Origin of the sequence: Streptomyces sp. NPDC050703 (assembly GCF_040654435.1) — a bacterium.
Classification (GTDB): Bacteria; Actinomycetota; Actinomycetes; order Streptomycetales; family Streptomycetaceae; genus Streptomyces.
In genome coordinates, this window is sequence record NZ_JBFAHX010000049.1 from 17,451 (window position 1) to 39,640 (window position 22,190).

The 22,190-nt window shown below is 73.5% G+C and carries 15 protein-coding genes; 7 read left to right on the forward strand and 8 right to left on the reverse strand.

Annotated features, from left to right (window positions below; genetic code table 11):
• Window positions 1-3 precede the first annotated feature (3 nt).
• The gene (locus tag AB0I16_RS30945; protein WP_363252946.1) at window positions 4-4,617 is read left to right on the forward strand and encodes a hypothetical protein; all 4,614 of its coding nucleotides are present in this window, start codon (window positions 4-6) and stop codon (window positions 4,615-4,617) included.
• Here the strand turns inward: AB0I16_RS30945 and AB0I16_RS30950 are convergent.
• The 5 genes from AB0I16_RS30950 to AB0I16_RS30970 form a co-directional block, all read right to left on the reverse strand.
• A complete protein-coding gene (locus tag AB0I16_RS30950) occupies window positions 4,574-5,731 on the reverse strand; it encodes an aromatic ring-hydroxylating dioxygenase subunit alpha (protein ID WP_363252947.1) in 1,158 nt (385 codons plus the stop codon). The two genes, AB0I16_RS30945 and AB0I16_RS30950, sit on opposite strands and share 44 nt — an antisense overlap.
• Window positions 5,732-5,745: 14 nt before the next feature.
• On the reverse strand, window positions 5,746-6,900 hold the full coding sequence (gene solA, locus AB0I16_RS30955) for an N-methyl-L-tryptophan oxidase (protein WP_363252948.1): 1,155 nt from the start codon (window positions 6,898-6,900) through the stop codon (window positions 5,746-5,748).
• A 9-nt stretch (window positions 6,901-6,909) separates the two neighbouring features.
• On the reverse strand, window positions 6,910-9,369 hold the full coding sequence (locus AB0I16_RS30960) for an FAD-dependent oxidoreductase (protein WP_363252949.1): 2,460 nt from the start codon (window positions 9,367-9,369) through the stop codon (window positions 6,910-6,912).
• Window positions 9,370-9,395: 26 nt separating this feature from the next.
• Window positions 9,396-10,481 carry an S-(hydroxymethyl)mycothiol dehydrogenase gene (locus AB0I16_RS30965; protein WP_363252950.1) on the reverse strand — a complete coding sequence of 362 codons (1,086 nt, stop codon included), beginning with the start codon at window positions 10,479-10,481 and terminating at the stop codon, window positions 9,396-9,398.
• A gap of 800 nt (window positions 10,482-11,281) precedes the next feature.
• Window positions 11,282-12,112, reverse strand: coding sequence for an IclR family transcriptional regulator (locus AB0I16_RS30970; protein ID WP_363252951.1), 831 nt, complete (start codon window positions 12,110-12,112; stop codon window positions 11,282-11,284).
• A 190-nt stretch (window positions 12,113-12,302) separates the two neighbouring features.
• Between AB0I16_RS30970 and AB0I16_RS30975 the strand changes: the two genes are divergently transcribed.
• Together AB0I16_RS30975 and AB0I16_RS30980 are read left to right on the forward strand one after the other, a co-directional pair.
• The gene (locus tag AB0I16_RS30975) at window positions 12,303-12,626 is read left to right on the forward strand and encodes a bifunctional 3-phenylpropionate/cinnamic acid dioxygenase ferredoxin subunit (protein ID WP_363252952.1); all 324 of its coding nucleotides are present in this window, start codon (window positions 12,303-12,305) and stop codon (window positions 12,624-12,626) included.
• Between the two features lie 20 nt (window positions 12,627-12,646).
• Window positions 12,647-13,852: an FAD-dependent oxidoreductase gene (locus tag AB0I16_RS30980; protein ID WP_363252969.1), complete on the forward strand. Its 1,206-nt coding sequence runs from the start codon at window positions 12,647-12,649 to the stop codon at window positions 13,850-13,852.
• 49 nt (window positions 13,853-13,901) lie between these two features.
• Here the strand turns inward: AB0I16_RS30980 and AB0I16_RS30985 are convergent, their stop codons facing one another.
• Window positions 13,902-14,402, reverse strand: coding sequence for a hypothetical protein (locus AB0I16_RS30985; protein WP_363252970.1), 501 nt, complete (start codon window positions 14,400-14,402; stop codon window positions 13,902-13,904).
• A gap of 437 nt (window positions 14,403-14,839) precedes the next feature.
• On the opposite strand from AB0I16_RS30985, the gene AB0I16_RS30990 reads away from it, so the two are divergent.
• From AB0I16_RS30990 to AB0I16_RS31005, 4 genes are all read left to right on the forward strand, one after another.
• Window positions 14,840-17,785 (forward strand): nitrate- and nitrite sensing domain-containing protein, encoded by a 2,946-nt coding sequence (locus AB0I16_RS30990; RefSeq protein WP_363252953.1) that lies wholly within the window; start codon window positions 14,840-14,842, stop codon window positions 17,783-17,785.
• Window positions 17,782-18,222, forward strand: coding sequence for a roadblock/LC7 domain-containing protein (locus tag AB0I16_RS30995; protein ID WP_363252954.1), 441 nt, complete (start codon window positions 17,782-17,784; stop codon window positions 18,220-18,222). Before AB0I16_RS30990 ends, AB0I16_RS30995 begins: the two co-directional genes overlap by 4 nt.
• A 9-nt stretch (window positions 18,223-18,231) precedes the next feature.
• Window positions 18,232-18,693, forward strand: a complete 462-nt coding sequence (locus AB0I16_RS31000; protein WP_363252955.1) for a DUF742 domain-containing protein — start codon at window positions 18,232-18,234, stop codon at window positions 18,691-18,693.
• A 101-nt stretch (window positions 18,694-18,794) separates the two neighbouring features.
• Window positions 18,795-19,400, forward strand: coding sequence for an ATP/GTP-binding protein (locus AB0I16_RS31005; RefSeq protein WP_363252956.1), 606 nt, complete (start codon window positions 18,795-18,797; stop codon window positions 19,398-19,400).
• A 73-nt stretch (window positions 19,401-19,473) separates the two neighbouring features.
• Here AB0I16_RS31005 and glpK read toward each other — a convergent pair whose 3' ends face one another.
• Window positions 19,474-20,994, reverse strand: coding sequence for a glycerol kinase GlpK (glpK, locus tag AB0I16_RS31010; RefSeq protein WP_363252957.1), 1,521 nt, complete (start codon window positions 20,992-20,994; stop codon window positions 19,474-19,476).
• 42 nt (window positions 20,995-21,036) lie between these two features.
• Window positions 21,037-21,792: an MIP/aquaporin family protein gene (locus AB0I16_RS31015; protein WP_363252958.1), complete on the reverse strand. Its 756-nt coding sequence runs from the start codon at window positions 21,790-21,792 to the stop codon at window positions 21,037-21,039.
• Between the last annotated feature and the right edge of the window lie 398 nt (window positions 21,793-22,190).

Consider the following 22,190-nt stretch of genomic DNA (forward strand, 5'->3'; position numbering starts at 1 on the left):
GCCATGTACGAGCTGTCCCGGATCCGCCTCTACTCCATCGGTCCGGCCGGTGCGCGCTACGCCGACACCGTGCTCGACCTGCGCGGCGTCGGCGCCGAGGTACCCGACCCCGCGCCCACGCAGGCGGAGTTCTTCGAGGACGAGCCGGTCGGCCCGCCGCGCCGCCCGGCCCCCGCGGGCGTCCTCTTCCTGGAGAACGGCGGCGGCAAGTCCGTCCTGCTCAAGCTGATCTTCTCGGTGATGCTGCCGGGCCACCGCAACACGCTCGGCGGCGCCAGCTCCGGAGTGCTGCGCAAGTTCCTGCTCGCCGACGACTGCGGGCACGTCGCCCTGGAGTGGCAGCACACCCTGACCGGCGAGTGCGTGGTCGTCGGCAAGGTCAGCGAGTGGCGGGGCCGGCAGGTCTCCAACGACCCGCGGAAGTTCGCCGAGGCCTGGTACTCCTTCCGGCCGGGCCCCGGCATGAGCCTGGACTCCCTGCCGGTCGCCGAGTCCACCGCGGTCAGGCCCTCCGCCGAGGGCGCGTCGGGCGCCCAGGGACGCCGGCGCACCATGAAGGGCTTCCGCGACGCCCTGACCGAGGCGGGCAAGGCATACCCCCACCTGGAGGTGCACTGGGAGGAGATCCACGACCGGTGGAACGAACACCTCGGCGACCTCGGCCTCGACCCCGAACTCTTCCGCTACCAGCGCGAGATGAACGCCGACGAGGGCGAGGCAGCGGGCCTCTTCGCCGTCAAGAAGGACTCCGACTTCACCGACCTGCTGCTGCGCGCCGTCACCGACACCCGGGACACCGACGGCCTCGCCGACCTCGTCCACGGCTTCGGCAACAAGCTGGGACGCAGGGCCGAGCTGATGGCCGAGCGGGACTTCACCGCGGGCTCCGTGGACCTGCTCGGGCGGATCGTGGAGGCCGCCGAGACGCGCTCACGCGCGCGTGACGTGCACGCGGGCGCCGAGCGCAGGACCCGCACCCTGGCCCGCAGGCTCGCCGCCCGCGCCGTCGAGGAGCGCGGGCGCGCGGCCACACTCGCCGAGCAGGTCACCGCCGCCGCCCACACCGTCACCGAGGCCGAGCGCACCCGCGGCAAGAGCGCCCTGATCTCCGCCGAACTGGCCTACCGCCACGCCTCCCTGGCCCTCACCGTCGCCGAGAAGGCCGCCGCCGCCCAGCGCCGCGAGCTCGCCGACGCCCGCACCCTGCACTCCGCCTGGCAGGCCGCCGAAGCCGTCCTCCGGCACCGCGCGGCCGCCGACCGCTCCGCGCGCGTGGCCGCCGCGATCCGCGAGGCCGAGCGCGACGCGGCACCCGCCCTCGCCGCCCGCGCCAGGGCCGCCTCCGACCTCGTACGGGCCCTGCACACCGCGGCCGAGGGCGCGGAGAACCTCGCCAACGAAGAGGAGGAGCGCTCCGCGGCCCTCCAGGAGACCGGCGAGACCGCGCACCGCGACGCCACCGCCGCCGCCACCGAGGCCCAGCGGGCCCGCAGCGAGGCGGGGCACCTGCGCCAGCGCCTCACCGAGGTCGAGCAGGAGACCGCCGAGGCGGTCCGCGCCGGCTGGCTCGACGACACCGCCCCCGACGCCGACCCGGCCCGCGCCGCCCTGGCCGCGAGTGACGCCGAGAAGAGCACGGTCGCCGCCTGGGACACCGCGCGTGAGGCCGCCCGCCGGGCCGCCGACCAGGCCAGGGAGGCCGCCGCCGCCGAAGCGCGCGCCGAGCTGACGGCCGCCCGCGCCGCCGACGCCGCGACCGCGGCCGAGGCCGCCCACGGCACCGAGCGCAGGGCCGCCGAAGCCATCGCGGGGGAAGAGCGGCTCGCCGAACTGCTCGGCCTGCCCGCCGCGGAGGGCGGCGGCAGCGTGCCGAGGCCCCGCCGGGGCACCGAGGACCCGACGCCGGGCAGCACCCTCACCGTGGCGGAGCTCGACCGCTCCGCCGACGACCTGCGCGCCCTCCTGGAGGAGAGCGTCACCTCCGCCGAGCGGCAGCTGTTCGACCTGCGCACCGCCGCGGCCGACGACTCCCGCATCCTCGGCGCCCTCGGCGACGGCGGACTGCTCCCGCCGGGCCCCGACGTCCTCGCCACCGTCGAGTTCCTCGGCGAGCACGGCATCCCCGCCCTGCCCGGCTGGCGCTATCTCGCCCAGGCCGTCGACCCCGCCGACCACGCGCGCGTGCTCGCCGGGCGGCCCGAGCTGGTCGACGGCGTGGTCATCACCGACCCGGCCACGCACGCCCGCGCCCGCGAAGCCCTCGCCGACGCCGCGCTGCTGCCCCGCTCCGCCGTCGCCGTCGGCACCGCCGCGGCCCTCCTCGCCCCCACCCCGGGCGAGGAGAGCGCGGACAGCGGCGTCTTCCTCGTACCGCCGAACCCGGCCATGCACGACGAGCACGCCGCCGACGAGGAGCGCCAGGCCCTGCGCGCGCGGGCCGCCGGGCGCGACGAGGAGATCCGGGCGCTCGCCGTCCGGCTCGGCAAGGACCGCGAGCTGGCCGCCCGCCTCACCTCCTGGCGCGCCGGCTGCCCGAGCGGACGCCTCGCGGAGCTGGCGGCGGCCGCCGACGAGGCGCGCGCCTTCGCCGAGGAGGCCGAGGCCGAGCTGACCGAGGCCCGCACCGCGCGCGCCGAGGCCGACGAGGCCGCCGCGGAGGCGGCACGCGTGCGTGACGAGCGGCAGGAGGCCGCCCAGCGCGCCCGGCGCGCCGCCGACGCCCTCGCGGGCCTCGCGTTCCGCCTGCGGGAGCGGGCCGGCTGGCAGGCGAAGCTCCGCGAACTGGCCGGCGACGCCGTGGAGTACGAGGCCCGCGCCCAGACCTGCCTCGACCGCGCCCGCGCCGCCGACGAGGACCGCCGCGCCGCCCAGCGCGCCGCCGACGACGCCCGCCGCACCGCCCGCGCCCTGCGCGCCGAGCGGGCCGAGATCGCCGGCGCCCCCGAGGACGTCCCGGCCGACCCGGAGGCGCCGAAGACGTCGTTGCCCGCGCTCCGCGAGGCCTACCGCGCGGCCTCGCAGCTCTACGAGAAGGTGGGCGTCGGCGCCGACCTCCGCGCCGAGCAGGCCCGCGCGGAGGGCGACGAGAGCGCCGCCCTCGCCGAGCTGAACCGGCTCAGCAACAAGGTCCGCACCCGCGCGGCCCAGCTCCTCGAAGGCACCGACGGCTCCGACGGCCCGTCCCGGCAGGCCGCGGCCGCGCGCGCGGAGGCCCAGGTCCAGCTCATCGAGGCCCGCGCCGCCACCGCGAGCGAGCAGCTCGGCCGGCTGCGCGGCGAGGCCGAGCGGCACGCCCCCGAGGACGGCGAGGCACACACCGAGCTGCCCGACGACCTCGTCCCCGCCGACGCCGAGCAGGCCCAGGCGCTGCTGCGCACCGCCACCGGCGACCTCGCCGCGCACACCGAGGCGCTGACCGCCGCCAAGGAGGCCCACGCCGCGCTGCTGCGCACCCACCGCGCCACCGAGGACGCCGCGGGCGGCTTCGACGAGACCGCGGCCCTCCTGCGCGACCTGCTGCGCGAGCACCACGAGGACGCCGAGGAGGAGCCCGAGCCCTGTCCCGGCACCCTGGAGGAGGCCCGCCAGGCCGCCGCCGAGGCCCGCCGTTCGCTGCGCGGCTGCGCCGCCGACCTGTCCACCGCGGAGTCGGCCGTCCGCGAGGCGAGCGACATCCTCGTACGACACGCCAACGCCACACGGTACGAGCAGGTCCGCACCCCCGCCCGGCAGCAGATCAGGGAGCTGCCCGCCTCCGCGCTGCCGGAGCACGCCAAGAAGTGGGCGGACGCGTTCGCGCCCCGGCTGCGCGTCCTCACCGACGAGCTGGAGCAGCTGGAGCGCAACCGCGACAGCATCGTCGACCGCCTCCGCGGCCTGGTGGAGTCCGCCCTCGCCACGCTGCGGTCCGCCCAGCGCCTGTCCCGGCTGCCCGAGGGGCTCGGCGAGTGGTCGGGCCAGGAGTTCCTGCGGGTCCGCTTCGACGAGCCCGACCAGGCCACGCTCGTCGAGCGGCTCGGCGAGGTCATCGACGAGGCCACGCGCGCGGCGGTGAGGAAGAACTCCGACCTGCGGCGCGACGGCATGTCCCTGCTGCTGCGCGGCGTCCAGGCGGCGCTGGAGCCGCGCGGTGTCGCCGTGGAGATCCTCAAGCCGGACGCCGTGCTGCGCGCCGAGCGGGTGCCCGTCGGACAGATGGGCGACGTGTTCTCCGGCGGCCAGCTCCTCACCGCGGCCATCGCCCTGTACTGCACGATGGCCGCGCTGCGCAGCAACGACCGGGGCCGCGACAAGCACCGGCACGCCGGCACGCTCTTCCTGGACAACCCCATCGGCCGCGCCAACGCCACGTACCTCCTGGAGCTCCAGCGGGCCGTCTCCGACGCGCTCGGCGTGCAGCTGCTCTACACGACCGGTCTCTTCGACACGACGGCGCTCGCGGAGTTCCCGCTGGTCATCCGCTTGCGCAACGACGCGGATCTGCGGGCGGGCCTGAAGTACATCAGCGTCGAGGAGCACCTGCGCCCGGGGCTTCCCCAGCAGGACCCGGACGGCGAGACGGTGCACGGCGAGATCACGGCGACACGTATGTACAAGCGTCCGGCGGCGACTGCGTAGCGAGCCGCTCGGTGAGCCACTCGTGGAAGAGGCCGATGTGGTGCTCGGTCGGCACGAGCACCCCGCCCGCGCGGTAGGCGCGTGACGCCATCGCGGGCTGGGTGCGCTCGCAGGCCGCGAAGTCCTGGGCGTTGACCCGGTGGAAGAGCTCCACGGACTTGGAGAGGTCGGCGCCGGAGGCGACGACGTCGGGTGCGTACAGCCAGTCGCACTCGACGGTCGTGCGGTCCTCGGCCAGCGGGAACATGCGGTGCAGGATCACGTGGTCGGGCACGAGGTTGACGAAGACGGTGGGCTTCACGGTGATGGCGTAGTAGCGGCGGTCCTGGCCGTCGTCGACCTCGGGCAGGCGGTCGAAGCCCGCGCTGCCGTCGACCGTGAAGCCGCAGGCGTCCTCGGCGAACGCGGCACCGTGCCCCACGTAGTACTGCGCGGCGAAACCGTCCACGAACTCCGGCAGCACGTCCGTCAGTTCGGGGTGGATGGTCGCGCAGTGGTAGCACTCCATGAAGTTCTCGACGATCAGCTTCCAGTTGGCCCGTACGTCGTACGTGACGCGCTTGCCGAGCGCCAGCCGGTCGACTCCGTAGCGCTCGATGGACGCCGTGTCGCCCAGCCGTTCGACCGCCGAGCCGATGACGGTCTCCTCGAAGGAGGGCGGCTCCTCCGCGAGACAGACCCAGGCATAGCCCAGCCACTCCCGCAGGGCCACCTCGACCAGGCCGTACGAGGAGCGGTCCACGTCCGGCATCCTGACCAGGTTGGGAGCGGCGATCAGCTTGCCGTCGAGGTCGTACGTCCAGGCGTGGTAGGGGCACCGCAGGGCCCGGCGGACCTGCCCCGACTCCTCGGCGCACAGCCGGGCGCCCCGGTGGCGGCAGACGTTGAGGAACGCGCGCAGCCCCCCGCCGCGGGAGCGGGTGAGCAGCACGCTCTCGCGGCCCACCCGCACCGTGCGGAAGGCACCGGGCGCGGCCAGGTCGGCGGAGCGGACCGCGCAGAACCACAGGGCCTCGAAGACGCGCTCCTGCTCCTGCCGGAAGATCTCCGGATCGGTGTAGTAGTGGCCGGGGAGGGTCGCGATGAGGCTCGGCGGCAAGGGGGTCGTCGTCACGGTTCTCGTACTCCTCAAGCGGGCGCGGCGGCCGGGCGGGCGGGGTCGAAGAGCTCGATGGGGTGGCCGGTGGTGCCCTCCAGGGCCAGGTCGGCGACGATCTCCCCGACCACGGGCACGAACTTGAACCCGTGCCCCGAGAAGCCGGCCGCGACGGTCACCGACCCGGGGTGCGCCGGATGGCGCGCGATGACGAAGTGCTCGTCGGGGGTGTTGGAGTACATGCAGGTCGCGGCCTTGAGGAAGCGGCCGGGCAGCGACGGGATCAGCCGTCCCACCTGGTCGGCCATCGCGGCCGCCTCGTGGTCGTGGACCGTCCGCTCGATGGTCTCGGGGGTGCAGGGCGTGCCCTTGCGGAAGAACGCCACCTTCGCGCCGAGGCCGGGCCCGTCGATCGCCGGGAAGCCGTAGACCTGGACGCCGTCGGCGTCCTCCCAGATGTAGATCGGATGGTTCTCCGGCAGGAACGGCCGCACGCCGCCGGTGGGCTGGAACCAGTACATGACCTGCCGTTCGACCGTGAACGGCACCCCCAGGTCCGTGAGCAGCTCAGGCGCCCACGCGCCCGGGCAGAGCACGAGCTGCCCTGCCGTGTACACGTCCTCGGCGGTGTGCACGCGCACACCGTCGCTGTACGGCTCCCACCGGGTCATCGGCTCGTCGAAGTGCAGGTCCGCGCCCTGCCCGGTGGCGAGTTGGAGGTGCGCGGCGACGGTGTTCTCGGGACGGACGAGGCCCGCCCGCGCCTCGTACAGGGCCACCTCGTCGTCGCGGGGCGTGAGGGTGGGGAAGCGGCGGCGGATCTCCTTCGCGTCGAGCAGTTCGTGCGGCAGGTCCCACCGCTCGGCGGAGAGCAGCGATCCGGAGACCGGGCGGCTCTCGGGGCGGCCGAGCATCACACCGCCGCAGAGCGTGGCGATCTCGCGGCCGGAGTCCTGTTCGAGACGGTCGTACAGCTCGTAGGAGCGGAGCAGCAGCGGTACGTAGGCGGGGTCCTCGAAGTAGGACTGCCGGGTGATGCGCGAACCGCCGTGGCTGGAGCCGCGCCGGTGGACGGGGCCGAACTTCTCCAGGCCGAGTACGCGGGCGCCGCGCGCGGACAGGTGGTGCGCCGCGGCGCTGCCCATGCCGCCGAGGCCGATCACGATCACGTCGTAGGTGGGGGGCACCGGGACCTCCTAGAGGCGGATGCGGGTCATCTGCGGGTCGAACAGGGGCTCGTCGGCAACGGTGGCGGGCACCTTCTCGCCGAAGTACTCGATGCCGACGCCCGTGCCCGCCTCCAGCGGCGGCAGCCAGGCGTACGCGACGCAGCGGCCCAGCGTGTAGCCGTACGCGGCGCTGGTGACGTACCCGGCGGGGACGCCGTCGACGTACACGGGTTCCTTGCCGAGGACGACGGCGGCCGGGTCGTCGAGGAGCAGCGGGGTGAGCCTGCGCCGCGGCGGGCCAAGCTCCTCCAGCGCCGCGCGGCCCACGAAGTCGCCCTTGTCCATGCGGACGGCGAAGCCGACCCCCGCCTCGTAGGGGTGGTGTTCGGTGGTCATGTCCTGGCCCCAGGCGCGGTACCCCTTCTCCAGGCGCAGGCTGTTGAAGGCGGAACGGCCCGCCGCCACCACACCGTGCTCCCGCCCCGCCTCCCAGAGCGTGTCCCATAGGCGGAGCCCCAGGTCCGCGGTGGTGTACAGCTCCCAGCCCAGTTCCCCGACGTAGCTCAGGCGCATCGCGGTCACCGGGACGTGCCCGACGTAGGTCTCCTTGGCCCTGAAGTAGCCGAACGCCTCGTGCGAGAAGTCGTCCCGGGTCAGCGGCTGGACGAGGGCGCGGGCCAGCGGCCCCCACACGCCGACGCAGCACGTCCCCGAGGTGATGTCCCTGAGGTGTACGTCTGCGGGGGCGTGCCGGAGCAGCCAGTCCAGGTCGGCGGGGGAGTTGGCGCCCACCTGGAAGCGGTCGGGCCCGAGCCGCGCCACCGTCAGATCGGAACGGATGCCGCCGGCCTCGTCGAGCAGCAGGGTGTACGTGACCGAACCCGGCCGCTTGGCGAGGTTGTTGCTGGTCATGCGCTGGAGGAAGGCGAGCGCGCCGGGCCCCGCGACCTCCAGGCGGCGCAGGGGCGTCATGTCGTACAGGGCGACCCCCTCACGGGTGGCGCGCGCCTCGGCCGCCACGACGGGGGACCAGTACCTGGCCGCCCATTCATCGCGGCCCGGCACCTCGATGCCCTCGGCCAGGGCGGCGTTGGCCTCGTACCAGTGCGGGCGCTCCCAGCCGCCGCCCTCCAGGAAGACCGCGCCCAGCTCCCGCTGGCGGGCGTGGAAGGGACTCACCCGTAGGGGGCGCGGGTGGTCCGGGGGCTGGAGCGGGTGGATGACGTCGTAGACCTCGACGAACTGCCGCGCGCCGCGCTCGGCCACGTACGCCGGGGAGCGCTGGGCGTCCTCGAAGCGCGTCAGCTCGCATTCGTGCGGGTCGAGCGAGGGCCGCCCGTCCACCATCCACTCGGCGACGGCCCTGGCCACGCCCGCCGCATGCGTGACCCACACCGCCTCGGCCAGCCAGAAGCCGCGCAGCGCACGGGACTCGCCGAGCACCGGCATGCCGTCCGGGGTGAACGAGAAGACGCCGTTGAAGCCCTCCGCGATCTCCGCCGCCCGCAGCGAGGGGATGAGGCGGCGGCAGTCCTCCCAGCTCGGCGCGAAGTCGTCCTCGGTGAAGGGGTACGAGGACGGCATCGCGGCGGCGTCGTCGAAGGCGGGGACCGCGAACGGGTCGACGGGCAGCGGGCGGTGCGCGTACGAGCCGATGCCCACGCGGTCGACGTGCTCGCGGAAGTACAGGTCGCGGTCCTGGTGCCGCAGGATCGGACGCGAGGCCTCCGTACGCGGGTCGTCGACCCCGGCCAGCTCCGGCAGGGGAGTCGTTTTCGCGTACTGGTGGGCGAGCGGCAGCAGGGGCACGTCCACCCCGGCCATCCGTCCGATCACCGGGCCCCAGAAACCGGCCGCCGAGACCACGTGGTCCGCGGGGAACGTGCCGCGGTCGGTGACGACGGCGGTGACGCGGTCGCCGTCCCTCTCGATGCCGGTCACCGTGTGCCTGTCCAGGAATCGTGCTCCACGCGTGCGTGCCCGTGCCATCTGCGCACGGCAGGCGGGCACCGCGCGGGCGAGACCGTCGTCCGGCGTGTGGAGCCCGCCGTACACCTGGCCCTCGTCGATCAGCGGCCACAGCTCCTTGCAGCGCCCGGGGCCGACGAGTTCGGCGCGCACGCCCCAGGAGGCGGCGAGTCCGGCCTTGCGGTGCAGATCGGCCCAGCGCTCGGGTGTGGTGGCCAGTTCGAGGCCGCCGACCGGGGTGAAGCAGGGGAGTCCGTCCACCTCCAGCGAGCCGAACTTCTCCACGGTGTACTTCGCGAACTCGGTCATCGTCCGGGAAGGCCCCGTTCGGAAGACCAGGCCCGGCGCGTGCGAGGTGGAGCCGCCCGGCGCGGGCAGCGGCCCCTGTTCGAGGACGGTGACGTCGGTCCAGCCGCGGGCGGTCAGCTCGTCGGCGAGGGAGCAGCCGACGATGCCCGCGCCGATGACGACGACGCGCGGCCCTCGGCTCGGTGCGGGGCTCGTCCGTGCGGCGGGCATCTGCGCGGGGCTCGTCCGTGCGGGGCTCACAGGACCACCACCGAACGCAGCACCTCGCCCCGCCGCATCCTGGCGAAGGCCTCCTCCACGTGGTCGAGGCCGATCGTCTCGGAGACGAAGCCACCCAGGTCGAGGCGGCGGCTCAGATACTGGTCGACCAGGATCGGGAAGTCCCGGGTGGGCAGGCAGTCCCCGTACCAGGACGATTTCAGGGCGCCGCCCCGCGAGAACAGCTCGATGAGCGGCAGCTCGACCACCGTCTCCGGATCGGGCACCCCGACCTGCACGAGCACACCCGCGTGATCGCGCATGAAGAACGCCTGCTTGTACGTGGACGGGGTGCCGACCGCGTCGATCGCGACGTCGACCCCGTGGCCGCCGGTCAGTCCACGGACGGCCTCGACCGGGTCGGTGCCGCGCGAGTTGACCGTGTGCGTGGCGCCGAAGCGGGTCGCCCCGTCCAGCTTGGCGTCGTCGATGTCGACGGCGATGACGCGGCGGGCCCCGGCCAGGGACGCCCCGGCGACGGCGGCGTTGCCCACGCCGCCGCAGCCGATGACCGCCACGGTGTCGCCGCGGCCCACCTGGCCGGTGTGCACCGCGGCGCCGTAGCCCGCCATGACGCCGCAGCCGATCAGAGCGACGGCCTCGGGGCGCGCTGCCGGGTCGACCTTCACGGCCTGCCCGGCGGCGACCAGCGTCTTCTCGGCGAAGGCCCCGATGCCGAGGGCCGGGCTGAGCGGGGTGCCGTCAAGGAGCCTCATGGGCTGTCGGGCGTTGCGTGAGTCGAAGCAGTACCAGGGGCGTCCGCGCAGACAGGACCGGCACGCTCCGCAGGGGGCGCGCCAGGCGATGACCACGTAGTCGCCGGGGGCCAGGTCGGTGACGTCCGCGCCGACCGCCTCGACCGTGCCCGCCGCCTCATGGCCGAGCAGGAACGGGAACTCGTCGTCGACGGCGCCCTCCCGGTAGTGCAGATCCGTGTGGCAGACCCCGCAGGCCTGTACGGAGACGAGTACCTCACCCGGGCCGGGGTCCGGCACGACGATCGTCTGGACCTCGACGGGCGCGCCCTTCTTCACGGCGACGACGGCACGGACCTCGTGGGGCACGGCCAGACTCCTCTGCTGTTGCGCATGGCTCGATGGCATGGAGGCGTACGACTGCTCTACGACGCTGTTGCGTACTGCACGATCGGTTGCGCTATGAGAGACATAGTGAGAACGCCATCGAGAGGGCGTCAAGAGGGTGGAGCCAAGCGCGCACAAAACGGCGGAGTCCGGTCGGCGCGACGGAGTCCGGCCGATCCGGCCCCGCGGAAACGCACGCGGGCGGGACCAGGAATCCCTGCCCCCGCCCACGCACGACCGCGCTCACACCGCCCCCGACCCACCAACCGGCGAACGCCGGCCTGTCGGTGACCACTGGCTTGGCGGTGACCGTCTGCCCGGTGGTGACCGTCTGCCGGGAGTGATCGCCTGCCTGGCGGTGCGGGTCTGCCCGGTGGTGAACGCCCGGCCCGGTGGTGATCGCCCCGCCCGGTGGCGAACACCCGCCTGGCGGTGCCGGTCTGACCGGTGGTGATCGCCCCGCCCGGTGGTGACCGTCTGCCCGGTGGTGAACACCCGCCTGGCGGTGCCGGTCTGACCGGTGGTGACCGCCCCGCCCGGTGGTGACCGCCCCGCCCGGTGGTGAACGCCCCGACCGGTGGTGATCGCCCCGCCCGGCGGTGACCGTCTGCCCGGAGTGATCACCTGCACCCGCGGTGAAGGCTTGCACCCGCGGTGAGCGCTTCCCCGGGCTGCCGGTGCGGTCGGCGCCACCGGTGCCGTGATCGCTGCCGCGCTGCCGCGCTGCCGCGCCCGCCGCGCTCCCGTGCCCGCCGCGCCCGCGGTCGCCGCCTGTGCCGTCGTCAGAAGCCGTACCCCATCCGCCGCGACAGTTCCACGGCCGCCGCCACCGTCCGCTTCGCGACCTCCGTGAGGCGCTCCTCGGTCAGCCGGTACACCGGGCCCGACGCGCTGAGCGCCCCGATGACCTTGCCGTCGTGCGCGCGCACCGGCGCGGCCACCGCGGCGAGGCCGACCTCCAACTCCTCGACGGCGACGGCGAACCCGCGCTCCACGACGGTCTCCAGCTCGCCGCGCAGCGCCACCGTGCCGGTCACCGTGTGCTCGGTGAGGCGCGGCAGCGTGCGCGCCACCATGCCCTCGCGCAGCGTCGTGGGCAGATGGGCGAGCAGCACCTTGCCGCTGGACGTGGCGTGCAGCGGGGTGCGCCGGCCGAGCCAGTTCTGCGCGGTCACCGAGGCCGGGCCGCGGGCCTGCATGATGTTGACGGCCGCGTCGTCGTCGAGGACCGCGATGTTGACCGTCTCGCCCAGCTCGTCCGCGAGCTCCCGGCAGACCGGGGCGCCCTCCTGCGAGATGTCCATGCGCACTGCCGCCGCCCCCGCGAGGCGGAGTACGCCGGCGCCGAGGAAGTACTTCCCGCGGTCCTTGGCCTGGCCCACGAGACCGCGGTTCTCCAGGACGCCGAGGAGGCGGAACGCCGTCGACTTGTGCACCCCCAACTCGTCGGCGATCTCGGTGACCCCGGCCTCGCCGTGGCGCGCCAGGATCTCCAGAACGCTCACCGCGCGGTCCACGGACTGGACGGACCCGGCGGCTCCCTTCGACTGCCTCTCCCGCGTTCCCCCGTCCGGCTCACTGCCGTGATCAGCCTGTTTCCGCGTGCCGGTCATATCTCGACTCTCACCACCTGGCGGCTGTCTTGAGCCGCGTCTTCGGGGGAGCCCTTGACGTGACGGGCACCCCGACCGGATTCTGTTGCGTATAGCGCTCCCTCGTGCGCCATGTGAAACATCATGTTACCGAAGGGTCTTGACCCCAGAAGGGGTCGGGACCGGGCCGAATGACACCAGAGGGGGGCCCATGATTCCCGTATGCCGCCTCGAAGACCTCCCCGCGGGCGAATCCGTCCGCATCGACACGACACCGCCCGTCGCGGTGTTCAACGCCGACGGCGAGCTCTTCGCCGTCGACGACACGTGCAGCCACCAGGACGCGTCCCTCTCGGAGGGGTGGCTGGAGGGCTGCCTGGTCGAATGCCCGCTCCACGCGGCCACGTTCGACCTCCGCACCGGGCGCCCCACCTGCCTGCCCGCGCGCAGGCCCGTCCGCACCCACCAGGTGTACGTCGAGGACGGCATGGTCCTCGTCCGCCTGGCCACCGCCGAGGAGGGGTCCGCCGCATGAGCGTGGCCGCCGGGGACGGCATGCGCACCGTCACCGTGGTCGGCGCCTCCCTCGCCGGCCTGTACGCGACGCGGGAGCTGCGCGCCCAGGGCTTCGCAGGGCGCCTGGTGGTGGTCGGTGCCGAACCGCACCAGCCGTACGACAGACCGCCGCTCTCCAAGGACTTCCTCACCGGCGGGACGGACGAGAGCCGCCTCGCCCTGACCGACCCCGAGGAGACGGCGGAGCTGGACGCCGAGTGGCTCATCGGCATCCGCGCCCGAGCCCTCGACGCGCGCGCACGCGCGGTCGTGCTCGACGACGGCCGGACACTGCCGAGCGACGGCGTGGTCATCGCGACCGGGGCGTCGGCGCGACGGCTCCCCGGCCCCGCTCTCACGGGCGTCCACACCCTGCGGACCCTCGACGACGCCCGCGCCCTGCGGACGGCACTCACTGCGGGCCCCCGCCGCGTGGTCGTGATCGGCGGCGGCTTCGTCGGCGCGGAGACGGCGTCCTCGTGCGCGGCGCTCGGGCACGACGTCACGGTCGTCGAGGCGGCACCGGTCCCGCTCGCCGCCCCACTCGGCGCCGAGCCCGCGCTCGCCTGCGCCCGGCTGCACGCGAGCGCGGGGACGCGTCTGCTGACGGGCGTCGGCGTCACCGCACTCCACGGCGCTCCGCACGGCCCCGGGACGGCGGCCCACGTCACCTCCGTGGAACTGTCCGATCAGCGGCTGCTCCCCGCTGACCTGGTCGTCGTCGGCATCGGCGCCACTCCCCGTACGGACTGGCTCGCCGGCTCTCCCCTCTCCCTGGACGACGGTGTGCTCTGCGACGACGGCTGCGTCACCGCGCTGCCCCGCGTCGTGGCCGTGGGCGATGTCGCCCGCCCCGGCGGAGTCCGTGCCGAGCACTGGACGAGCGCCACCCAGCAACCCCGCGTGGCCGTGCGGAACCTGCTCGCCGGCCGCACGGTCGAGGCGGCGCGCCCCCTGCCCTACTTCTGGTCGGACCAGTACGGCACCCGCATCCAGTTCGCCGGGCGGCGGCGCGAAGACGACACCGTGCGCCTCCTCGAAGGCTCCCTGGACACACCGGACGAGGGCTTCCTCGCCGTCTACGAACGCGCGGGCCGCACCGTGGCGGCGCTCGCGGTCGGCCGCAACCGGCCGTTCATGAGACTCCGCAGGGACCTTGCGGCGGCCTGGGCCGCGGTCCCCGCGGAGGAGCCCGTGGCGAGCTGAGTCCGGTCGCCGTACGCCGGGTCCCGGCGGCGCGCCCCGGCGAACCGGCTCAGGAGTGCGACAACTGCCCCGCTCCACCGCGCCCACGTATGCGTATGCGTGCCTTGCCGCGGGCCGCGGCCCTGGCCTGCCTGCGGGCCCGGCGCCGCTCACGCCGCAGCCGCCGCGCCGTGCTGCTCGGCATCGACACCACGCCGTGCCGCTGATTCCACACCTGGCGGGTCACCCATACGTCGAGGACGCCCCAGGTGGCCACCACCGTGCTGGCCACGCTGCTCAACACCATGGGGAAGGCGAGCCAGGAGCTCGCGAGCGTCGCCAGGACGGCGACCATCGCCTGCACCAGCGTGACCGCCACTATGATCACGGCCCGCACGGCCGCCGTCCGCACGGGATCGGGCAGCCGCCGCCTGCGGGCGGGCTCCTCGACCCACAACGGCGGGCGGACCTCCACGTCCGCCGCCTGTTCCCGCCGGGCGGACTCCCCGGCCTCCGCGGCCCCCATGGGCCCGCTGCTCCCCGACGCCCTGTGGCGCTCTGCCGTGCCCATCATTTCGTCACTCCCCCCGCTGCTTCGCGGCCGTTCACGAACGCATCGCGGGCCCCGGGCAGGAAGCCCTTGGATCAACTCACCTCTGGGTGCCCGCTCTGCCGCGCCGTACACCGCCTGTCGACGGCCTGCCCTCTGCATGAAGGACGAACGAGAGATCGGAAAGATTCCCCCTCCGGTTCCGTACAGCGAAGAAAATCGGCCAACTGGCATACAGGGCAAGGGGGATGGGGCCGGGGGACGTGCCCCCCTCGGTGGGGCGCAATAGTCCGTAATGAAGGGACAACTGCCGACGTCCCTTTCGCGTCACGGCCGAAAAGCGTTCGGATGCGTCTTCGAGTTGCTCGTGAGTCAGTAGTAGGCTCGCGCCGTTTGTTGACGCACATGTGTGCCCCTGGCCCATGCAACGGTCGCAGGGGGCCGATCTGGGGGAGGCCATGCGCTTTCGCGGGAAGTCCATCCGCCGGAAGATCGTGGCACTGCTGCTCGTGCCGCTGGTTTCCCTGACCGCGATCTGGGGTTTCGCCACCGTCATCACCGGACGAGAGGCCGCGAGGCTCCTCGACACCGCCAACGTCGTCGAGAAGATCGGCTACCCGATCGAGGACACGATCCGCGTCGTCCAGCAGGAACGCCGCCAGACCATGGTGTACCTGGCCGATCCGCGCGCTTCCGACGCCCTCGCGGCGCTGCGGCGCAGCAGGACCGCGACCGACGACGTCATCTCCGAGGTCCGCGAGAACAGCAGGGACTCCGGCGTCCTCGACAGCATCGACGCCAACTCGCACACCCGCCTCACCGCGCTCGTGGACGCCCTCGACGGCATCGTCTCGCTGCGCCGCACCGTCGAAGAGGGCACGATCTCCCGGTCCGGCGCCCTGAAGATGTACACCAAGCTGATCGACCCCTGCTTCAGCCTGCTGACCACCCTCAACGGCTTCGCCGGCCTGGAGGACGTGAGCTTCGACCAGCAAGGCCGCGCGCTCGTCGGCGTCGCACGCGCGCGTGAACTGCTCTCCCGCGAGGACGCGATGGTCGGCTCCGCGCTCGTCGCCCGCCGGCTCACCAAGTCCGAGATCCAGCAGGTCGCGGAGCTCAGGGCCCAGCGCACCCTGCTGTACGAGGTGAACCTCGCGCCCCTGCCCCAGGACGAACGCGGCCGCTACGAGCGCTACTGGAACGGCGCCCAGACCACGCAGCTCCGCAAGGCCGAGAAGGACATCGTCGCCTCCACGCCCGGCACCCCGCACAGGGTCGCGTCCGCCCAGTGGGACGAGACGGCCGGCCGGGTCCTCAAGCAGCTCGCCGAGCGCGACGTCGCGGCGAGCGACCGCTTCAAGGACCGCGTGGAACCGGCCGCCTTCGACGTGGTCGTGCGCCTCGTCCTGGCCGGGGTGCTCGGCCTGCTCGCGCTCCTCGTGTCGATCGTCGTCTCCGTACGCATCGGCCGCGGCCTCATCCGTGACCTGCGCCGCCTCCGCCTGGAGGCCCACGAGGCCTCCGGTGTCCGGCTGCCCGGCGTGCTGCGCCGCCTCGCCGCGGGCGAACAGGTGGACGTCGAGACCGAGGCGCCCCGGCTCACGTACGAGAAGGACGAGATCGGGCAGGTCGGCCAGGCGCTCAACACCCTGCAGCGCGCCGCGGTCGAGGCCACCGTCAAACAGGCCGACCTGCGGCGCGGCGTCTCCGAGGTCTTCGTCAACCTCGCCCGCCGCAGTCAGGTCCTGCTGCACAAGCAGCTCACGCTCCTCGACACCATGGAGCGCAGGACGGAGGACACCGACGAGCTGGCCGACCTCTTCCGCCTCGACCACCTCACCACCCGCATGCGCCGGCACGCCGAGGGTCTGGTCATCCTCTCCGGCGCCGCCCCCTCGCGGCAGTGGCGCAAGCCCGTCCAGCTCATGGACGTCGTCCGCGCGGCCGTCGCCGAGGTCGAGGACTACGAGCGCATCGAGGTGCGCAGGCTGCCCCGCATCGCGGTGACGGGCCCCGCCGTCGCCGACCTCACGCACCTCATGGCCGAACTCCTGGAGAACGCCACGGTGTTCTCGCCGCCGCACACCGCGGTACAGGTCCTGGGCGAGCACGTCGCCAACGGCTTCACCCTGGAGATCCACGACCGGGGCCTCGGCATGACCGCCGACGCCCTGCTCGACGCCAACCTCAGGCTCGCGGAGACCCCCGAGTTCGAACTGTCCGACACCGACCGGCTCGGCCTCTTCGTGGTCAGCAGGCTCGCCCAGCGCCAGCGGGTCCGCGTCTCCCTGCAGCCCTCGCCGTACGGCGGCACGACCGCCGTCGTCTTCATCCCCGAGGCCCTGCTCACCGACGACGTCCCCGACACCGAAGGCATCGGCTTCCGGCTCGACCGCCCGCAGGCCAAGGAGCCCGTGTCGAGCGCCGACAGGGCCGCGGACCGCGCCGCCGCGCTCGCCCAGGTCCCGGTACAACTGCCCGGACTGCCCGCCTCCGTGCTCGACGGCCCCGTGGAGCTGGAGGCCCCCGTCGGCATGGTGGACCTCGACGCCTTCCCCGGGGCGCTCGGCGACGACGACAGCGAGCGCGGCGGCCTCTTCCGCCCGCGCCGCAGGGTCGCGGGCACGCCCGGTGAGCAGCACCAGCAGGCCCGCGACGTCCGTGAACCGGGCCGCGCCGAACCCACCCGCGCCGACGCCGCGCAGATCCGCGACGACGACCTCGACGAGGGCGCCCACACCGGCGGCCTCGTGCCGCTGCCGCGCCGCAGGACCCCGAAGCTCGTCAGGTCCAACGGCCGTCCGGTCACGCACAGCAGGTCCCAGGACGGCCGGTCCAGGGACGGCAGGACCCAGGAGAGCCGGTCGCAGGACAGCCGCTTCCCCGACGGGTTCCCCCTGGCCCCCGCGCCGGCGGACGAGGCCCCGGAGCCCCCGCGGGCGTCCGGGCCGCACTCCGCCTGGCCCGATCTGTCCCCGCCGCACCGCGACGTCACCGACGACGGCACGGCCCCCGACCTGCCCCGGCGCACCCGCCGCACCGGACCGCAGGGCGGCGCGGCCGCCGACCGCCCCGCGCAGGGCCGCGGCACCCGGGCCGGGGCCGGACCGCGCCCCGCCCCGGCGGCCGACGCCGAGCAGGGCCGGAGCGCACCCACGACCGCCCCGGGCGGGCTGCCCCGCCGCGTCCGGCAGGCCAACCTCGCCCCGCAGTTGAAGGACGGACCCGACCGCCGCTCCGACCGCGCCGAGACCCGGCCGGACGAGCGGGACGCGGACGAGGTACGCAGCCGCATGGCCTCGCTCCAGCGGGGCTGGCAGCGCGGCCGCGACGAGAATGCCGCGGGCGACGACGCCACCGACGGCACAGCACCAGGAACGACATCTGAGGGGGACGGTCGATGACCGCACCGAAGGCCGACGCACGCATCGCCACGACCGGGGCGGCCAGGGAGCTGAACTGGCTCCTTGACGATCTGGTGCAACGCGTCGCCAGCATCCGCAAGGCGCTCGTGCTCTCCGGCGACGGCTTGCCCACCGGCGTGTCCAAGGACCTGACCAGAGAGGACAGCGAGCACCTCGCCGCCGTCGCCTCCGGCTTCCACAGCCTCGCCAAGGGCGTCGGCAGGCACTTCGAGGCGGGCAGGGTCCGCCAGACCGTGGTCGAGCTGGACGACGCCTTCCTCTTCGTCACGGCCGCGGGCGACGGCAGCTGCCTCGCCGTCCTCGCGGACGCCGACTCCGACGTCGGCCTGGTGGCGTACGAGATGACGTTGCTGGTCAAGAGGGTGGGTGTGCACCTGGGTACGGCGCCGCGCACGGATCTGCACGCGGGAGGGTAGTGGGAGGGCATGAGCCACGACGGTCGAGGAACGCAGAGAACCAAGGCACTGTGGGGGACGTCCGGTACGGCCGGGACCCCGGGGACGCAGGAGACGCACCGCTGGTTCGACGACGAGGCCGGACCCGTGGTGCGCCCGTACGCCATGACGCGGGGGCGCACCACGAGCCCGGGTCAGCACCGCCTCGATCTCATCGCGGTCGTGATCGCCGAGACGCAGGTCCCCGGCGACCACGACGCGGACCAGACGCTGTCCCCCGAGCACGTGGACATCGTCGAACTCTGTCGTGACACACCCCAGTCGGTCGCGGAACTCGCGGCCGAACTCGACCTGCCCATCGGGGTGGTGCGGGTGCTGATCGGGGATCTCGTCGACGACGAACTGGTGCACGTGACCCGGCCCGTGCCGCCGGCCGAGCTGCCGGACGAGAGTATTCTGCGCGACGTGATCAGCGGCCTCCGGGCGCTCTGACCGGCGCGGGAGCGGGAGTGAGAACGTGACTGGCCGGCAGTTGAGGGGCGGCGGCAACGGACCGGCCCCGCGCGACACCACTGATGCAGGAGAAGTGAGCGATGATCTTCAGGCGTTCTGAGCGCGGCAAGGCCCCCGTCGAGCCGGTCACGCTGAAGATCCTGGTGGCCGGCGGCTTCGGCGTCGGCAAGACGACCCTGGTCGGCGCCGTCAGCGAGATCAAACCGCTGCGCACCGAGGAGACCCTCAGCGAGGTGGGCCGCCCCATCGACGACACGAGCGGCGTCGCGGGCAAGCACACCACCACGGTGGCCATGGACTTCGGCCGCATCACCCTGCGGGACGACCTGGTCCTGTACCTCTTCGGCACGCCGGGCCAGGACCGCTTCTGGTTCCTCTGGGACGAGCTGGCCACCGGCGCGCTCGGGGCGGTGGTCCTCGCCGACACCCGCCGCCTGGAGGACTGCTTCGCCGCCGTCGACTACTTCGAGCGGCGCGACATCCCGTTCGTGGTCGGCGTCAACTGCTTCGACGACGCCTCGCGCTACCCCGCCGAGGCCGTCCGGCAGGCCCTCGACATCGACGGCGACATACCCGTCGTGCTGTGCGACGCCCGCGACCGCGAGTCCGTCAAGGAAGTGCTCATCGGCGTCGTCGAGCACGCCATGGCAGCCGCCGCGGCCGTCCGTGAGCCCGCCACGACCTGACCGTACGGACCGCTCGGCGCGTGCACGGCCCGTACCCCCGCCGACCGGGGTACGGGCCGCGGCTCCATCCGGTTCAGCCCTGTCCGTCCTCCAGCCAGCCGAAGCTCCGTTCCACGGCCTTGCGCCAGTGGTGGAACTCCTTGTCCCGTGCGGTCGCCTCCATCCGCGGCGACCACTCGACGTCCTGCCGCCAGTGCGCCTTGAGCTCGTCGAGGTCGTTCCACACGCCGGTCGCGAGCCCGGCCGCGTAGGCGGCGCCCAGGCACGTCGTCTCGGACACCTTCGGGCGGATCACCGGCACTCCGAGGACGTCCGCCTGGTGCTGCATCAGCAGGTTGTTCTTGGTCATGCCGCCGTCCACCTTCAGGGTGGTGATCCGCACCCCCGAGTCCTGGTACATGGCGTCGACGACCTCACGGGTCTGCCAGCTCGTGGCCTCCAGGACCGCGCGCGCCAGGTGCGCCTTGGTGACGTACCGGGTCAGGCCGGTGACGACGCCGCGCGCGTCCGAACGCCAGTACGGGGCGTAGAGGCCGGAGAACGCCGGGACGATGTACGCGCCGCCGTTGTCGTCCACGCTCGCCGCGAGGGTCTCGATCTCGTCCGCGCTGCGGATGATGCCGAGCTGGTCGCGGAACCACTGCACCAGGGCGCCCGTGATCGCGATCGACCCCTCCAGGCAGTACACGGGCGCCTCGGAACCGATCTTGTACCCCATGGTGGTCAGCAGCCCGTTCTTGGAGGGAACGGGCCGGTTGCCGGTGTTGAGCAGCAGGAAACTGCCGGTGCCGTACGTGTTCTTGGCCGTCCCCGTGTCGTAGCACGCCTGCCCGAAGACGGCCGCCTGCTGGTCGCCGAGCGCGGAGGCCACGGGCACCCCGGAGAGCTGCCCCACGGCCGTCCCGTACACCTCCGACGACGACCTGATCTCCGGCAGGACCGCCTCGGGCACGTTCATCGCCGACAGGATCGACGCGTCCCACTGGAGGGTCTCCAGGTTCATCAGCATGGTGCGGCCCGCGTTGGTGACGTCGGTGACGTGCTTGCCGCCGTCGGTGCCGCCCGTGAGGTTCCAGATCAGCCAGGAGTCGATGGTGCCGAAGGCGATCTCGCCGCGCTCCGCGCGCGCCCGCAGGCCGGGTACGTTGTCCAGCAGCCAGGCCGCCTTGGGCCCGGAGAAGTAGCTGGCGAGCGGCAGCCCGGTCCGCTCGCGGAAGCGGTCCTGGCCGTCGGTGCCGCCCAGTTCGTCGCAGAGCCCCGCGGTGCGGGTGTCCTGCCAGACGATGGCGTTGTGCACGGGCTTGCCCGTGGCCCGGTCCCACAGGACGGTCGTCTCGCGCTGGTTGGTGATGCCGAGCGCGCTCAGCTGGTCGGCGCGGAGTCCGGCCTTGGCGACCGCCCCCGCGACCACCGCCTGCACCTTGGACCAGATCTCGGTGGCGTCGTGCTCCACCCAGCCGGGCCTGGGAAAGATCTGGCGGTGCTCGCGCTGGTCCACGGCGACGATCGCGCCGTCCTGGTCGAAGATGATGCAGCGACTCGAAGTGGTGCCCTGGTCGATCGCGGCGACGAATTTCTCGTGGCTCTCCGGCATGGCTACCCCTTGATGGCCCTTGGTGACCGGTGACGGGAAGACTCAGAAGGCTGCGTTGTAGATGAGACCCGCGAGGGCTCCGCCGACCAGCGGCCCCGCCACCGGGACCCAGGCGTAGCCCCAGTCGGACGTGCCCTTGTTGGGGATCGGCAGGAACGTGTGCACGACGCGCGGACCGAGGTCGCGCGCCGGGTTGATGGCGTACCCCGTGGGCCCGCCGAGCGAGAGGCCGATCCCCACGACGAGGAAGGCCACGATCAGCGTCTGGATGCCCGATTCACCGAGCCCCTTGGTGAGCCCGAAGGCGAGGATCGGCAGCACCAGCGCGACGGTCGCGATGACCTCGGTGACGAGGTTGGCGACGGGGTTCCGGATCTCCGGGATGGTGGAGAAGATGCCCAGCGTGGGCGTCGGCTCGTGCGCGCTCGTCACCTCGTCCTTGACGCCGCGGGTGACGTTGGCGTTGAACTGCGCGAGGTACACGAGGTACGCGAGAACGGCGCCGAGCATCGCGCCGACCAGCTGGCCGAGCACGTAGAGCCAGACCTTGTCCCACTTCCCGGTGTCGATGGCGATGCCGAGCGTGACGGCCGGGTTGAGGTGGCCGCCGGAGAGCGGGCCCGCGGTGTAGGCGCCAGCGAGCACGCCGAAACCCCATCCGAAGGCGATGACGACCCACCCGGAGGCCTTCGCCTTCGAATGGCTGAGCGTGACGGCGGCGCACACGCCGGCGCCGAGCAGGATCAGGATCGCGGTGCCGATGACCTCACCGATGAAGATGTCCCCATTTGAGTACATGGCGGCTCCTAGGCCCTCGCCCGGGGCGGTGCGCCCCGGTACTCCGTGCAGGGTGCGGTTGCCACGACTGCTGCCTGGAGGGGCCTGGAGGGGCCCGGCAGCCGGAGCCGAAGGCGGAAGTCTCCCGCACCCGCCCGGCGTCCATGACCAGCGTCGTGGCAGTCACATCGCCGATGGGGGATACCCGGTTGACCAGGGTCTTCGTACGGACCCTTCGCGCGCAGAGGCTCTGAGCGCCGGAGCCGAGGTGCGGCGACGCCGACTGACACCCGGAAGTGTTCACCGGCGGTGATGGAGCGTCAAGGTCGCCGACGGCAACGGTTAACCGGTGCGAGGGCTTCCCCCTGAAGCCCGCCCTGTCGCCCGCCCGACGTCCGTGACGACGCCCGCCCTGCCGC